General features: G+C 65.0%; 13 protein-coding genes. 3 read left to right on the forward strand and 10 right to left on the reverse strand.

The window, feature by feature from the left end; translation table 11 throughout:
- Nucleotides 1–501 precede the first annotated feature (501 nt).
- From G3N95_RS15670 to phnS, 8 genes are all read right to left on the reverse strand, one after another.
- On the reverse strand, nt 502–1062 hold the full coding sequence (locus tag G3N95_RS15670) for a phosphonate degradation HD-domain oxygenase (RefSeq protein WP_205971001.1): 561 nt from the start codon (nt 1060–1062) through the stop codon (nt 502–504).
- 4 nt (nt 1063–1066) lie between these two features.
- Nucleotides 1067–2524 (reverse strand): phosphonoacetaldehyde dehydrogenase, encoded by a 1458-nt coding sequence (gene phnY / locus G3N95_RS15675; RefSeq protein WP_205971002.1) that lies wholly within the window; start codon nt 2522–2524, stop codon nt 1067–1069.
- Nucleotides 2521–3792, reverse strand: a complete 1272-nt coding sequence (phnA, locus tag G3N95_RS15680) for a phosphonoacetate hydrolase (protein WP_205971003.1) — start codon at nt 3790–3792, stop codon at nt 2521–2523. Before phnA ends, phnY begins: the two co-directional genes overlap by 4 nt.
- A 43-nt stretch (nt 3793–3835) precedes the next feature.
- A complete protein-coding gene (locus tag G3N95_RS15685; protein WP_205971004.1) occupies nt 3836–4579 on the reverse strand; it encodes a phosphonate utilization associated transcriptional regulator in 744 nt (247 codons plus the stop codon).
- Between the two features lie 79 nt (nt 4580–4658).
- Nucleotides 4659–5519 (reverse strand): 2-aminoethylphosphonate ABC transport system, membrane component PhnV, encoded by an 861-nt coding sequence (phnV, locus tag G3N95_RS15690; RefSeq protein ID WP_205971005.1) that lies wholly within the window; start codon nt 5517–5519, stop codon nt 4659–4661.
- Nucleotides 5519–6454 carry a 2-aminoethylphosphonate ABC transporter permease subunit gene (locus tag G3N95_RS15695; RefSeq protein WP_205971006.1) on the reverse strand — a complete coding sequence of 312 codons (936 nt, stop codon included), beginning with the start codon at nt 6452–6454 and terminating at the stop codon, nt 5519–5521. The genes phnV and G3N95_RS15695 overlap by 1 nt, the downstream gene beginning before the upstream one ends.
- Complete coding sequence (phnT, locus tag G3N95_RS15700) at nt 6432–7535, reverse strand: 2-aminoethylphosphonate ABC transport system ATP-binding subunit PhnT (protein ID WP_205971007.1); 1104 nt, start codon at nt 7533–7535, stop codon at nt 6432–6434. The genes G3N95_RS15695 and phnT overlap by 23 nt, the downstream gene beginning before the upstream one ends.
- A 123-nt stretch (nt 7536–7658) precedes the next feature.
- A complete protein-coding gene (gene phnS / locus G3N95_RS15705; RefSeq protein ID WP_205971008.1) occupies nt 7659–8756 on the reverse strand; it encodes a 2-aminoethylphosphonate ABC transporter substrate-binding protein in 1098 nt (365 codons plus the stop codon).
- A 349-nt stretch (nt 8757–9105) separates the two neighbouring features.
- On the opposite strand from phnS, the gene G3N95_RS15710 reads away from it, so the two are divergent.
- Nucleotides 9106–10215 (forward strand): 2-aminoethylphosphonate--pyruvate transaminase, encoded by a 1110-nt coding sequence (locus G3N95_RS15710; protein ID WP_205971156.1) that lies wholly within the window; start codon nt 9106–9108, stop codon nt 10213–10215.
- A 15-nt stretch (nt 10216–10230) separates the two neighbouring features.
- Here G3N95_RS15710 and G3N95_RS15715 read toward each other — a convergent pair whose 3' ends face one another.
- Nucleotides 10231–10986: a DeoR/GlpR family DNA-binding transcription regulator gene (locus G3N95_RS15715; RefSeq protein WP_205971009.1), complete on the reverse strand. Its 756-nt coding sequence runs from the start codon at nt 10984–10986 to the stop codon at nt 10231–10233.
- Nucleotides 10987–11263: 277 nt separating this feature from the next.
- Between G3N95_RS15715 and G3N95_RS15720 the strand changes: the two genes are divergently transcribed.
- A complete protein-coding gene (locus G3N95_RS15720; RefSeq protein ID WP_205971010.1) occupies nt 11264–12820 on the forward strand; it encodes an AarF/UbiB family protein in 1557 nt (518 codons plus the stop codon).
- 101 nt (nt 12821–12921) lie between these two features.
- A complete protein-coding gene (locus tag G3N95_RS15725) occupies nt 12922–13803 on the forward strand; it encodes a DMT family transporter (protein WP_205971011.1) in 882 nt (293 codons plus the stop codon).
- Between the two features lie 40 nt (nt 13804–13843).
- Here the strand turns inward: G3N95_RS15725 and G3N95_RS15730 are convergent, their stop codons facing one another.
- On the reverse strand, nt 13844–14905 hold the full coding sequence (locus tag G3N95_RS15730) for a L,D-transpeptidase (RefSeq protein ID WP_241018573.1): 1062 nt from the start codon (nt 14903–14905) through the stop codon (nt 13844–13846).
- Nucleotides 14906–14949 lie beyond the last annotated feature (44 nt).

Genomic DNA, 14949 nt, shown 5'->3' on the forward strand with positions numbered 1-14949 from the left:
CGGTTTCGTTAGAAACCGGTCGCTCACTCAAAATCACTGACGAATGATTCGATCTCTCGAACCTTCCTCAATTACTTCCGTGTGAGACTCGATTACTTTCGCTATTCCGGCGACCCGAAGATCACCGTGCGCCGCCATCGAGCACCCACACTTATCGGCTGTTAGTTTTTAAAGAACATTCGCAGGAAGCACCTTGCTTTCACCGCGTTGCTGCGTCAGCAGCAGAGAAACGAGATTATGAAGAACCTTTTTCGTTTCGTCAACCGGTTTTTTTAACTTCCTAACCTGCCGACTCCACCGGAAAGCCCGTCAATGCTGGCTCTCCCGCCCTTCTCCGTTTCTCCCGCGCCGCGTTGGCCGCAGCGCGAAAGACCGGAATTCTAGGCGCCTGAAGCAGCGCTTGCAAGCACTTTTTTGATATGCGTAAAACGCCTGACATATGAGGCGGGTAGCAGCCGGCCGCGAGCTTATCTGAGCACTGTCTACACGCACAGATATCGATCAACCCTCGGCATGCCGCTCCATCACTCGCGACACGACGCCCAGATAGTGCTCGAGATCAGGCGTCTCGCGATTCGCCTCCTTGGCGAGATCGTCCCAGCGACGCAAACGGATCGCATCCTCCGCATAGGGCTTACCCAGGAACGCCTGCGCCTCGTCGTCGCTAAAAATGCCGCCCTGCAGTTCAAGACTGCGGACGGAATCCGCCGACAGCTTCCCAAAGTAAGCCGCATCGATCGCGCAAAGACAGCGCTTCGCGTCGACATGCAAGCGGATCGGCTCCAGCACCGCCTCCGGCAGCACCGGCCGCAGAAACGGCAGCGCGAAATACTGATGCAGATCGTCGATCCCACGCACAGTCGGCGTCTCACCCTGCCGGTTCAGCAAATGCCCCAGGTCATGCAGGAACGCCGCCGCGACCAGTTCTTCCGAAGCGCCCTCCGATTCGGCCAGTGCGCCGCTTTGCAATGCATGCTCTAGCTGCGTCACCGGTTCGCCGCTATAGGCGAGCTGACCGTGCGCCTCGAACAACCCGCGAATATCGCCCAGATTCAATGCCACAACATCACTCCCATGGAAGAGAAAAGGTCTTGAGGTTCGTGAAGCTCTTCATCGCTTCCTGCACGCCTTCCTTGTAGCCAAGGCCCGAGTCCTTGATGCCGCCGAACGGCGTCAGCTCGACGCGATACCCCGGCACCTCCCACACGTTCACCGTGCCGACGCGCAATTCGTTGACGAAGCGCGGAATCGCGTCCTGCCGATTCGTGCACAGTCCGCACGACAGTCCGAACGGCGTGCCGTTGCTGATACGGATGGCGTCGTCGATCGTGTCGAACGTGATGATTGGCGAGACCGGGCCGAAGGTTTCTTCGCGGATCAGCGTCATCGACGGATCGACCCGGTCGACGACCGTCGGCGCATACAGCGCGCCCTTGCGCTGATTGCCCGTCAACAGGCGCGCGCCCTGCGCCACGGCCTCGTTCACGCGCGCTTCGAACAGACGCGCCGCCTCGGCATGGATCACCGTGCCCATCTGATTCGACTCGTCGAACGGATCGCCGTACGTCCATTCCCGCGTCTTCTCGACGACCAGTTCCGTGAAGCGCGCAGCGATGCTCTTCTGCACGATCATCCGCTTGACGGCCGTGCAGCGCTGCCCCGAATTCTTGTACGAGCCTTGCACGGCCAAAGCGGCCGCGCGCTCGACATCCGCGTCGTCGAGCACGATCAGCGGATCGTTGCCGCCCAGTTCCAGCACGACACGCCGATAACCCGCGCGCTCGGCGATATGCTTGCCGATCGCCACGCCGCCCGTGAAGGTCACGAGTTCGGCGAGCGGATTCGTGATCAGTTCGTCTGCGATTTCGCGCGGATCGCCCGTGAGCACCTGCAGCATCGGCGCGGGCAACCCGGCTTCGTACAAAATGTCGGCGAGATAATAGGCCGATAGCGGCACCTTCTCGGAAGGCTTGAGAATCACGCGATTATTCGTCGCGATCGACGGCGCGATCTTGTGCGCGACCTGGTTCATCGGGTGATTGAACGGCGTGATCGCGACGATCACGCCCGCCAGCGGATCGCGCTGCGTGAAGACGCGCCGCTTCTTGCCATGCGGCGTCAGATCGCACGAAAAGCTCTGGCCGTCGTCGCGCAACGCTTCGATCGACGCGAACTTCAGCACGTCGGCGACGCGTCCGATTTCATAGCGCGAGTCCTGCTTCGACAAACCCGATTCGAGCGAAATCAGATCCGACGCCTGTTCGAGCCGCTCGCGCAGCAACAGACCCGCACGCTCGAGAATCTGCGAGCGCTCGTAACGCGTGAGCTTCGCCTGATAGGCACCCGCGTATTCGAACGCGGCGCGCACGTCGTCGACGCTCGCCATCGGCACCGTGCCGACGCGCATCCCCGTGTACGGATCGAACACATCGAGCGTGCGCGAGCGGGCCGCGCGCTCGCCCTTCAGACGCAGCGCCTCCGCACGAAACGCAGGGTGGTCGTTGGACTGTATGATTGCGTTCATAATGCCGCCACGTGATTGAGTGCGATATCGAACACGTCGAAATTGCGCAGACGCTTGCCCGCGACGCGCGCTTCGTCGATGCGTCGATTGAAGATCAGCGGCACCACCTGCTCGGAGATGCCGCCGTGCGAACGCAGCGGCACGGTCAGCCCCGACAGGTCATGTTCTTCGCGACGCGTGCCGAGCGCCGTATCCTTCCTGCTCACGACCACGATGTCGCCCACGCGATCGTTCGGCAGTTCGAAGCGCTCGCACGCCGCCTGGTTGTCGAGCACCACTTCGATGTCTTTCATTCCGCCAAGCCGCTCGATCACCTGGCGCGCGTTCGCGTCCGCAGGCAGATAGATGGTGGCGAACGAGCCGAGCGCGCCGTGGTGAACCACATACGGATCCGTAATGGGCAGGATCACGCGCGCCGCGCGTGCGCCGAGCCATTCGTCCATCACGTCCTGCAGATAAATCACGTTCGGCTCGCCCGTCTGCGGATCGTGCTTCGCATTCATGCCGTGATCGGCGGTGAGGCCGATCACCCAGCCGAGCGCGTCGAGCTTCGACAGATAACCGTCCATCATCGCGTAGAACGCGTTCGCGCCTTCTGTGCCGGGCGCCCACTTGTGCTGGATGTAGTCGGTGGTCGACAGATACATCAGGTCGAGCTTGCGCGTCTGCGCGAGCCGCACGCCCGCGGCGAACACGAACTCCGACAGACCCGCGCTGTACACGTCGGGCAGCGGCAGGCCGACGAGTTCGAGCACTTCGTCGATGCCGTTTTCTTCGCGCGTCACCGTGTCGGCCTTTTCCGCCGAGAAACAGATGCCCGTCATCTCGTTGCCGAGCAGACGCCGCAGCTTGTCCTTCGCGGTGACGACGGCGACGGCGGCGCCCGCATCGGCGGCGGCTGCGAGCAGCGTCGGCGCGCGCAGGTAGGCGGGGTCGTTCATCATCACTTCCGCGCCCTTGCCGTCGTTGGCCTGCGGGTCCCAGAAGTAGTTGCCGCAGATGCCGTGCACCGACGGCGGCACGCCGCACACGATCGATAGATTGTTCGGGTTGGTGAACGACGGAATCACGCAGTCGCCCTTGAACGCCGCGCCGTCACGCAGCATCTTGCCGATGAACGGCGCGACGCCCGCCTTCACGGCGGCTTCGAGATAGTCGTACTCGCAGCCGTCGACGCACACGACCACCGTCGGCTTGACGGGCAGCCGGTAGCTGCGGCCATTCACTTCAACATCACGTCCAGACTGGATTGCGGATTGGATTGCCATTGCACTCTTCCCTACGCGTCGCCGACGCGTGTTCTTGATTCGTTCAGGCGAGCCGTGCGCTCAACCCGTTGTCATCGTCATCGCTCGCGTCCGATGCGCGCGGCTGCGCAGCTTCATGCGCGCGCTGCCTGCCGCCGTCCACGTGCGCGAGCATCCGGCGCGCGGCTTCGTCCGCGTCGCGCGCCGCGAGCGCCGACAGGATCGCGCGATGCTCGGCGAGCGAACGTTCCATCGCGTCGCCCCGCACGCCCAGCGCGGCGCGCCGGAACAGACTCAGTTCGCCCACCAGCCTGCGATACGTCTCATACAGCTTGCCGTTGCCCGCGCTCGCGACGATCGCGTCGTGAAACGCGACGTTCGAGCGTGCATACGCATCGTGATCGCCGGCCTCGAGCGCGGCGCGCATCGCATCGACATGTGCGCGCAATGAAGCCAGTTGCACGGCGTCGATGCGCGGCGCGAGCATCCGGCACGCCGCTTCTTCGAGCACGGCCCGTACGGCGTAGATCTCGTCGGCTTCCGCCAGCGACACCGTCCGCACGAACACGCCACGGTTCTTTTCGTTGCGCACGAGCCCTGCCTGCTCCAGCGCACGAAACGCCTCGCGCACGGGACCTCGCGACACCTGCAGACGCGCGGCCCATTCCGCTTCGTTCAGCTTGTCGCCTGGCGCGAGCTTGCCGTCGACGATGTGGCGCTCGATCTCGTCGCGCACCAGCGCCGTCAGCGAATGCCGCCTCACTACGTCGATCGGGCTATCCGACTCGATTTCCATATTTTCGGTCATTTCGACAATATTTGCCACATCAATATGCGCGGCGCGCCGACGTCGACACACCTCACGAAAAATCAGGAAACGTTGTAGATCAGTCCACTCGGCGACGCGGCACGCGAGCGGCGATCAGAAGCAGTGCGGCCAGCGACGCAATCAGCAGAATCAGCGAGAGCGCCGATGCCGGCAGGTAATAGCCGCGCTCCACCTGTCCGACGACGACGATCGGAACGGTCGCGAAGCCAGGCGGATACACCGTGAGCGTCGCGCCCAGTTCGCCGAGTGACAGCGCAAAACCAAGCGCGAGCGACGCGCGGATCGCCGGCACCAGTTGCGGCAGCACGACGCGACGCAACACCATCGACGGCGGCGCACCGAGACTCGCGGCCGCTTCGCGCAACACGGTCAATTCGGGCCGCAAGGCAGCCGCGGCGCAGCGGTAGCAAAACGGCAGAACGAGCGCCAGTTGCACGAACACGACGATGGCGGCGGAACTCGACAGATCGACGGGCTTCTTGTGATACGCGATCAGCACAGCCAGACCGAGCACGACACTCGGCACGCCGTTGGGCACCATCGCGATCGTGTCGACTAGCGCGCCGAGTCCGCGCCGGTCGCGGCCTTCGAGCGCCAGCGCGAGCCACAGGCCGAGAATCGTGCCGAGAATCGCGACGCCGAAGCCGATCTGCAGACTGGTGACGAGCGCATCGAAATCGCTGCCCCCGAGGCGCTCGAACCAGCGCATGCTGAAGCCGTCGGGCAGGATCGTGCCCGACCAGTGCGCAGCGACGCTCGACAGCGCGACCACGATCACGGGCAGCACGAAGAGCCAGAAGCACAGCAACGCGGCGAACGCCATGAACAGGCCGCCCGCAATACGCGCGACGAGTCCGTGCTGAACGGGCCGCGCGCGATGATGCACGGCGGGCAGCACGGTTTGATCGACATCGGACATTACTTCGCTCCTCCCACCTTGCGCCGGTTGACCTGGCGATACAGCGCATACAGCGACAGCGACATCGCCAGCATCACGACGGCGCCCGCCGCCGCCGTCGGCAGATCGAGATCGACGGTGGCCGAACTGTAGATCGCCACGGGCAGCGTGATCAGATGCGCGCTGCCGAGCACGAGCAGAATGCCGAACTCGTTCAGCGTCAGCAGAAAGCACAGGATCGTGCCCGCCGCGATGCCCGGCCACGCGAGCGGCACGATCACGCGAAACGCCACCATCCAGCCATTCGCGCCGAGACTGCGCGCGGCTTCGATCAGCCGCATGTCGAGCATCGCGAACGACGCGAGCGTCGGGCGCACGACGAACGGCGCGTAGAACACCACTTCCGCGAGAATCACGCCGCCGATGCCGAACAGAAAATCGAGCGGCGGCGCTTCGAGATGGAAGAGCCGTTGCAACCCGATGCTGACGGAGCCTTGCGAGCCGTACAGAAAGATCAGCGTGAACGCGACGAGAAACGACGGGAACGCCACGAACAGTTCGAGAAACCGCGTGACGAGCCGCGCGCCCGGAAACGGCTTGAAGAACAACAGCGACGCGAGCGCGACACCGAGAATCGACGCGAGGCCTGCGCTCGCGAACAGAATCCACAACGTCGTGCCGATCACGCCGCTCGTCTCCGGGTTCTGGAAGAACGCCGCATACGCGTGGAAGGTCAGTCCATGCTGGCCCGTCAGGCTGAGCAGCACGAGACGGATCAGCGGATAGATCACGAGCGGCCCGAGCACGACGACCAGCAGAAACAGCAGATGCCATCGCGACAGCCGCTCGCGCCGGCGCTTCGCGGCCGCGTGCGATGCCGCCGTTGCGGCGCGCTGCGCGTCTCTCGACGCGGCGATCGGATCAGGGCTGGAATCAGGGCTGAATAAGGACGACATCGTCAGCCTCGTAACGCAAGGAAATCCGCGCGCCCTTCTCGGGCGTCACGCCGGTGCCGCGCTGCATCGACACGAGCACGGGTTCGTTGGGCATCGCGTCGAGGGCGACCTGAACGGACAGCACCGAGCCGTACCATTCGACCGTCGAGATGGTGCCGTGCAACTGCCCTTCGCCGAGCGGCACGATGCGCATCGCTTCCGGCCGCAGGCACGCCACGCGATCGCGCTCGCCATAGCGCGCGTCGCCGAGCGCAAACGCGATATTCGGCGGCAACAGATTGGCCGCGCCGAGATAGCGCGCGACGAAGCCGTCGTTCGGCTTGTCGTAGAGTTCCTGCGGCGTGCCGAGCTGCGCGATATGACCTTCGCGCATCAGCAGCGTACGGTCGGACAGCACGAGCGCGTCGTCCTGATCGTGCGTCACGCAGACGATCGTCAGATTCGGCAGCCGCTCATGCAGCGCCTTGAGTTCGGAACGCACCGACGCGCGCAGATTGGCGTCGAGCGCGGAAAGCGGTTCGTCGAGCAGCAGCACATCGGGCTCGATCACAAGCGCGCGCGCCAGCGCCACGCGCTGCTGCATGCCGCCCGACAACTGCGCGGGCATCACATGGCCGGCGTCGCCGAGCTGCACGAGCTTCAGCGCATCGGCGACGCGCCGCGCGATTTCTTTCGTCGAAATGCGCCGCGCGCGCAGACCGAACGCGACGTTCTCGAACACGGACAAATGCGGAAACAGCGCATAGCTCTGGAACAGCAGACCCAGATTGCGCTTGTGCGGCGGCACATGCGTGAGATCCCGACCCGCAATGGTCAGCGTGCCCGCCAGGCCATCCGCCTCGATGAAACCGGCGATGAAGCGCAGCAACGTCGTCTTGCCGCAGCCGCTTCGGCCGAGCACGGTCAACAGTTCGCCGCGTTCGATCGTCAGCGACAGATCGTCGAGCACCGTGCGCGAGCCGAAGCGCACCGTCAGGTGATCGATCTGCACGCCGCCCGGCGCGCCTGTCTGCGCGACGCCTTGCGCCATCGGCGTGGCGTCGAGCGGGCCGGAACCGGCAAGAGTTGTTGCAGTGTTCACCGGGACCATCCTCCTACGTGGGTGACTTTGAATGGCGCGTCACAGCGCCAGCATGCTTCTCGCGCGGCGCGGCGGCAATCTTTTGCTCTCGCCGCACCGCGCGCTTTCCATCAGACGCCGGAATTACTTCGGCTTGACGACTTCGATCTGCTTACCCGAGTTGCCGATCACTTCGCTCTTCCAGCGGGCCGTCCAGTCAGCCTTCTTCGCCATCACCTGATTCCAGTCGACGGGGATCAGCTTCACGCCGGAAATCGCCTGCTTGACGACCGTGCCGTTCTTGCCCGACAGCGGCACGTCGCTACGGCCCGGAATGCCGAAAATATCCGGCACCTTGGCCTGCACTTCCGTCGACATCAGATAGTCGATCAGCTTCTTGCCGCCCGCCTGGTTCGGACCGTTCTTGATCAGACCGATTGCGTACGGCAACTGGAACGTGGTCGGCTGGCCGCCCGGCTCGGCGGCGAGGAAGATCGGCCGCAGCGACAGGCCGCCGTTGGCCGCGTCGTCGAGATCCATCTGCAGGTCGCCGTTCGCCACCGCGATTTCGTTACGCGACAGCAGCACATCGAGATAGCCCGTGCCCTTCGTGTGGAACTTGGCGCTCTGCTCGAGCTTCTTCAGGTAGTCGAACGCCTTGTCTTCGCCCATCAGCGACGTGGTCAGGATGATCACGGCCATGCCGTCGCCCGCCGTCGCCGGGTTCGAGTAAGCGACCTTGCCGCTGTAATCCGGGTGCAACAGATCCGCGAACGTCTTCGGCTCGTTTTTCACCACTTCCGGGTTGATCGCGAACGAGAAATAGTTGTTCACGAACGTCGCCCATGCGCCGTCCGACGCCTTCGCGATGGCGGGCACGTTCTTGTAGTTCACGCTCTGGTAGTTCTGCAGCAGACCCGACTGCGCCGCCTGCTGGATGAACGGCGGCAGCGTGACGATCACGTCGGCCTTCGGCGCGTCCTTTTCGACGGTCGCGCGATTCACGACTTCGCCGCTGCCCGCCGTCACGATGTTGACCTTCACGCCTTCCTGCTTTTCGAACGCGGGCAGCACGTCCTTATAGAGATTTTCGAGGCCGTCAGCCGTGTACAGCACGACTGCGCCCGCCGCGTGCGCGGACATCGCGCCGCCGAACGCGGCCGCCGCGACCAGCGCGGGCAGCAGCTTGCGCGCATGGCGACCGATGTGGCCCGTCGAGCGATGGTGATCCGTCTTTTTCATGTCGTTCTCTCCGAAAGGCAATAAACCTGTGGGTAACCCGATAGTTGTGGTGTCCGGACAGCGCTTCGGGGGCGCGGTCCGCCTGACGTCGCAGCCGAAGCCGCGCAAATTGCAGATTGCTGACAACTTTTTTTGCGGCGTTTCTGCCAAGGCATCCCTCCGACGATTACACACTGCCGGTCGCCTTGCCTGAACGGGCACGGCAAGGATCGTCTCTTTTTGTGACACCGACATGAAGATTCTGTCGATTTCCACAAAATGACACAATTAGCCAATAATATGCAAAGCAACAGGCAATGCAATAGGCGCCCGCTGCGGTGCATCCGATCCAGACGAAGGAGGCTGTGTGATTCTTGGAAACGACCCTATCCTGCTCACGCCGGGACCGCTGACAACCTCGCCCGCAACGCGCCAGGCGATGCTGCGCGACTGGGGCTCGTGGGACGCCGCGTTCAACCGCATGACGCAAAGCGTCTGCGCCGATCTCGTCGAGATCGTACATGGCGAAAACGAGTACGTCTGCGTGCCGCTCCAGGGCAGCGGCACCTTCGCCGTCGAAGCCGCGCTCGGCACGCTGGTGCCGCGCGACGGCCGCGTGCTCGTGCCGAACAACGGCGCGTACTGCGCGCGCATCGTCAAGGTGCTGCAGCGACTCGGCATCGCGTATGTAGAACTGCAGTTGCGCGAAGACGAGCCCGTGAGCGCCGCCGCTATCGAAGATGCGTTCAATCGCGACCCGCGCATCACGCACGTCGCGCAGGTGCATCTGGAGACGAGCGCCGGCCTGCTGAATCCGCTCGACGAGATCGCCGCCGTCTGCAAGCACCACGGCAAGAGCCTGATCGTCGATGCGATGAGTTCGTTCGGCGCGCTGCCCATCGACCTGCGCCGGGGCGGCATCGATGCGCTGGTGTCGGCCAGCGGCAAATGTCTGGAAGGCGTGCCCGGCATGGGCTTCGTGATCGTGCGGCGCAGCGTGCTCGAAGCCTGCGAGGGACGTTCGCCGTCGCTCGCGCTCGACCTGTACGACCAGTTCGCGTACATGCAGAAAACCACACAGTGGCGCTTCACGCCACCGACGCATGTGCTCGCCGCGCTGCGCACGGCCCTCGACCAGTTCATCGCGGAAGGCGGCCAGCCGGTGCGCGGCGCGCGCTACGCGCGCAACTGCGCGGCGCTCGTCGACGGCATGAAGGCGCTCGGCTTCGAGACGTTCCTGGCAGCGGACGTGCAGGCGCCCGTGATCGTCACGTTCCATGCGCCGCGCGATCCGAAGTGGCAATTTGCGGAGTTCTATGCGGCCGTGCGCGAGGCCGGCTATGTGTTGTATCCGGGCAAGCTGACGCAGGTGGAGACGTTCCGGGTCGGCTGCATCGGTTCGATCGACACGAACGAGATGCACAACGCCGTCGCGGCAATCGGCCGGACGCTGGCGAGCCTCGGTATCAGCGTGAAGTGAAATGAAGCGCGACACTCACGCGATCAGGATTTCGGGGCCGCGTGCAGTGATCGCCTTCGCGAGCGCGCGATCGGGCGCCAGCTCCGTGACGACATAGCGCGCCTTCTCCAGCCCTTCGATACGCACGGGCGTCTCGCGGCCGAACTTCGAGTTGTCGGCGACGACGATCACGGTCGCGCCCGCGCCGATCATCCGGCTGCGCACCTCGGCCGCCATCCGCGAGTAGTCGGACAGCTGCGCGTCGGGCGTGATGCCGCCCGCGCCGATCACAGCGAAGTCCGCGTGGTAGTGCGACAACTGGGTGATCGTATCGAGGCCGAACGCGGCGTCTTCGTTGTCCGACAGCTCGCCGCCGAGCAGCGTCACGCGATTGTCGTTGCGCCTGCCGAGCAGCAGCGCGATGCGCCAGTCGTTCGTATAGACGGTCAGACGGTGACGGTCCGTGAGCGCGCGCGCGACGGCGTGCGTCGTGCTACCCGAATCGATGATCACCGACGCGCCGTCGGGCACCAGTTGCGCCGCGCGTTCGCCGATGGCGCGCTTCGCGCTGGCGTTCGCGGCATCGCGTGTATCGAGGTCGGGCTCGCGCCGGTCGCTCGATAATGCGCCGCCATGCGTCGTCACAATCAGACCGCGTTCGGCCAGCGCGTTCAGATCGCGGCGGATCGTCTCGCGCGACACGTTGAGTTCGCGAACCAGCTCGGCGACCGACAGTGCGCCCGTCTTTGTGACCTTAGCCAGTATGTATTGGTGACGTTGTTCTGCCAGCATAGGTTGTGTAGGCCGCCGTCAGCCGGCGAGCATGTGTTCATGGATGGGCAAGCCCGCCGTATTGTATTACGCATGCGTGTCAGGCGCGGAAGTCGCGCGTGGTCGATTGTCGGGTCATTGTCGGCTCGCCGTAGGTTCGGCGTCGGCTTCGCGGATGCCGGACGCATGGCGCAAGCAGCGCGCGCCCGTACCTGTGCCGATATTCCGCGCGCCGCATCCCTGCTAATCTGAGCGGTCTTCTTCAGCTTCGCGATGTACCCCGTCGAACCAACCGCCGATGCCGCCTCTGTTTCGCCGACTACGACTGCTGTTTCACGCACTGCGCTATGGCGCGCGTCTGATCTGGCTCGCCGCACCCGAGCATCACAAGCTGCACTGGATCGTCACGCTTGCATCGCGCGTCCATGCGTCGCCGGGCGGCCGGGCGGGCGTGCATCGCGCGCTGCCCAATCTCGGCCCGCTGGCGAGCGCCTTCGCGGAATCGCTCGCGCGGCACCCCGAACTCGCGACAGGCACGCTGCACGATGCGATCGACGCCGTCAGCCACCTCGAAACGCCCTTGCCGCCCGACGAAGTCGAACACGCGATTGCGGCGGCGCTCGGGCGCCCCGTATCGACGCTCTTCGCGGCGATCGATCTGACGCCCGCGAAAACCGGTCTCGCCGAACAGACACATGTCGCGCGGCTCGCCGAGCCGATCAACGGCCATTGCGATCTCGCGATCAAGCTCGTGCGCGCCGCACAGGTCCAGGAAATCGCCGACGAAGCCGCGTTGCTGCGCTGGGTCGCGCGCTGGATGGAAAAGCTGTCGAAGAACGCGCGGCGTCTGCGCCTGCGCGAACTCGCCGACACCTTCACGCAAGAGATTTTGCGCCGCTTCGATCTGCGCGCCGAAGCCGCGAACCTGAGCCAGACCGCGCATCATTTCGACGGCGACAAGCGGCTCGCGATTCCCGCCGTGATCTGGGAACTGTGCACGGACCGCACGCTCGCGATGCAGCATATCGAGTCTCTGCCCGCGCTCGACATCGGCGGTCTGTCGGCGCACGGCGTGAAGCTCGCGCCGCTCGCCGAGCACATCATCGAAGTGATCACCGAACAAGCGTTCGAGCACGGCTTCTTCCACGCGACACTCGATGCCCGGCGCGTGCGCGTGAGCGTCGAGCCTGACACGCTCGGACGGATCGTGCTGGCAGACTTCGCGGTGATGTCGAGTCTTTCGTCGCAGGAGCGCGAGTTTTTCGTGCACGGCGCGACGGCGCTGTTCGATCAGGACTATGGACGTCTCGCCCATCTGCATCGCGATGCGGGACACGTGTCTCAGGACACACGCCCCGAGAAGCTCGAAGCCGAGTTGCGCACGCGCGCCGAAGGACATTTCGCGCCGCAGTCGCACGAGCGCTCGGCGGGTGCGCTGTTTCATCATCTGCTGTTCGCCGTGCATCCGTTCGGCGGCGACGTGCCGCCGCGTCTCGCCGCCGCGCAGCGCGCCTTCGGACAGGCGGAAATGCTGGCGAACGCGCTGCATCCGGGCGTCGACACGTGGAAGATCGCGCGCTCGGTGCTGCTGACGCTCGCGCGCCGCGAACGCGATCATCGCGGCTGGATCAAGCATCTCGCGCAGGAACTGCCGCATCTCGCGCATCTGGTGCCGCGCATGCCGCAGCTCGCGGTGCGGTATCTGCAACACCGGAACGAAGCTGTTCCCGTGAGGCAGCAGACTCAGCTCGTCAGCGACGTGCTGCTCGAATACCGGCGCACCCGCACGCTGCTGTGGGCCTGCACGGTCTGCGGCGGGCTGCTCGGGGCGATCGCCGTGCTGCTGGCTTATTGAGTCCTGCGCGCACTGCCGTTACGCAGTGCAGCTTCGAACAAGACACGCGTCGTCGCTTCGGCCGATACTGCGGGCTTCGTGTCCGTGGTTCGGGTCGTCCGATGCTGGCTGTCTTCAATGCGGTTGTCTTCGTGGTTCTGTGGTCGACGGGGTTCGTGGTCGCGCGCGCGATCAAGCCCTACGCCGACCCCAACCTTTTCCTGCTCGCGCGCTTCGGCGGCACCGCGCTGCTGTTCATGGCGGCGGCGCTGTTCGCGCGCGTCGAATGGCCGAAGGGCCGCGCGCTCGGCAAGCATCTGATCGCGGGCGCGCTGCTGCAAGGCGTCTATCTGGGTGCCGGGTACTGGGCCGTCGCGCAAGGCATGAGCGCGGGCATCATGGCGCTGCTCGGCGCGCTGCAGCCGCTGCTGACGGCGGCCGTCGCCGCGCCGCTGTTCGGCGAACGCCTGTCGGGGCGCGGCTGGACGGGCATGCTGCTCGGTCTCGCGGGCGTCGCGCTGGTGCTCGAACCGAAACTCGCGGCAGCCTCCGCGCCCATTGCGCAAGGCCATGCGGGCGACGTGCCGCAATGGCTCGTCGTCGGCGTGTCGATTCTCGCCGTGTGCGCGATCACGGCGGGCACGCTGATCCAGAAGACCTCGTTGTCGAAGGCCGATATCCGCAGCGCGAGCGCGGTGCAGAACGTCGGCGCCGCCGTCGTCGTGCTTGTGTTCGCTCTGGCGCTCGGCGAGCATCGGTGGATTCCGTCGCCGGCGTTGTGGGTGTCGCTTGCGTGGGGCATCGTGATGCTGTCGGGCGTGAGCGTCACGCTGCTGGTATGGATGGTTCGGCGCGGCGACGCGTCGCGCGCCACCGCGCTGCTATTCCTCGCGCCGCCGCTGGCCGCGCTCGAAGGCTATCTCGGTTTCGGCGAGACGCTGACGGGCATTCAGGTGGCGGGCTTCGTCGTCGCGCTGATCGGGGTGTTGCTGGCGCGCTCGTGATCGTTTCTCGAGGAAGCATCGTGCGCGCCTGCCTGCGAGGCTAGTCGGCCGTGTCGGCGCTCGCCGGCACCTTTGCGCGCACCCTGCTGCCCGGCGCCGGCGACCACGCGGGCCGCGCCTTGCGCTGCGAATCGACGACGACGATATAGCGTCCCGCCCACGGCGTCGCCACGCGGTTCGAATGCAGCACCCATAGCGAGCGGCCGTCGGCAACGAGTGCCTCGTAATCGCGGTCGAGAATGCCGTAGTGATCGAGAAACACATTCAACGACGCCGGGATCCGCACGCAACCTTTCGAATGGCGGATGCCGAGTATCGGTTCGAGCTTGTCGGGGTCGGTGGCGTGCATCTGGAAGCGCATCTGCGACATGCCGCCCTTGCCCCAGCCGCGCTCGCCCTCCGCCCAGCCGAGATCGAAGATACGCATGTCGTGATTGCCGTAGCCGCGGATGCCGTTCTGGTTCATCGTCCCTTCCGCGCGGAAATCCATGTTGTCCGGCGTGTGCTCGAAGACGCCGAGCGGCGTGATGAAGTGATCGTACTGTCCCGGTCTGCCCGTCGCGACGGGCGACGCGCCGATCATCTGCCAGGCATCGGAAGGCGCCGCGCGGAAATAGATGAAGAGCGCCTGCACGTTCTCGCTGCGATCGACGAGCACCACATACTCGCCGGACAGATTGCCCAGATCGTTCTGTACGAGCGCCTGCTGCAAGCGCTCGCCGTACGCGCGCTGCTCGGCGGCGGGCACTTTCAGACGGCGCGTCACGCTGCTCGCGAACACATCGCGCATCAGGAACGCCCGGCGCGGGTCGACGCCGCCGACGGCATCGTGCGCGGCGACAGCGGATGCGTCGACGGCAGGATTGGCAGCATCTTGCGATGGGTCGGCAGCCTGCGCGCTTTGCGCGAATGCGGATGCAACGAAAGTCGCGGCCAGCGATACCGCCAGCGTCAAACCCAGCGACAACGCCGACCGTCGCACGGCCAACGCCATGCTGCCGATGCGCATGTCCCCGTTATCGCCGCGCAGATTTCTGCTGTGCGAATCCGCCTTCTCTCGTGCAGGCGGGCTGGACACCTTGTTCTCTTTTTTGCTGGTCATTTTGTTCGAACATCACTGCCTGTCACCCCGTCCGTGCGGCCGTT

Origin of the sequence: Paraburkholderia sp. Tr-20389 (genome assembly GCF_017104565.1) — a bacterium.
Lineage (GTDB): Bacteria > Pseudomonadota > Gammaproteobacteria > Burkholderiales > Burkholderiaceae > Paraburkholderia.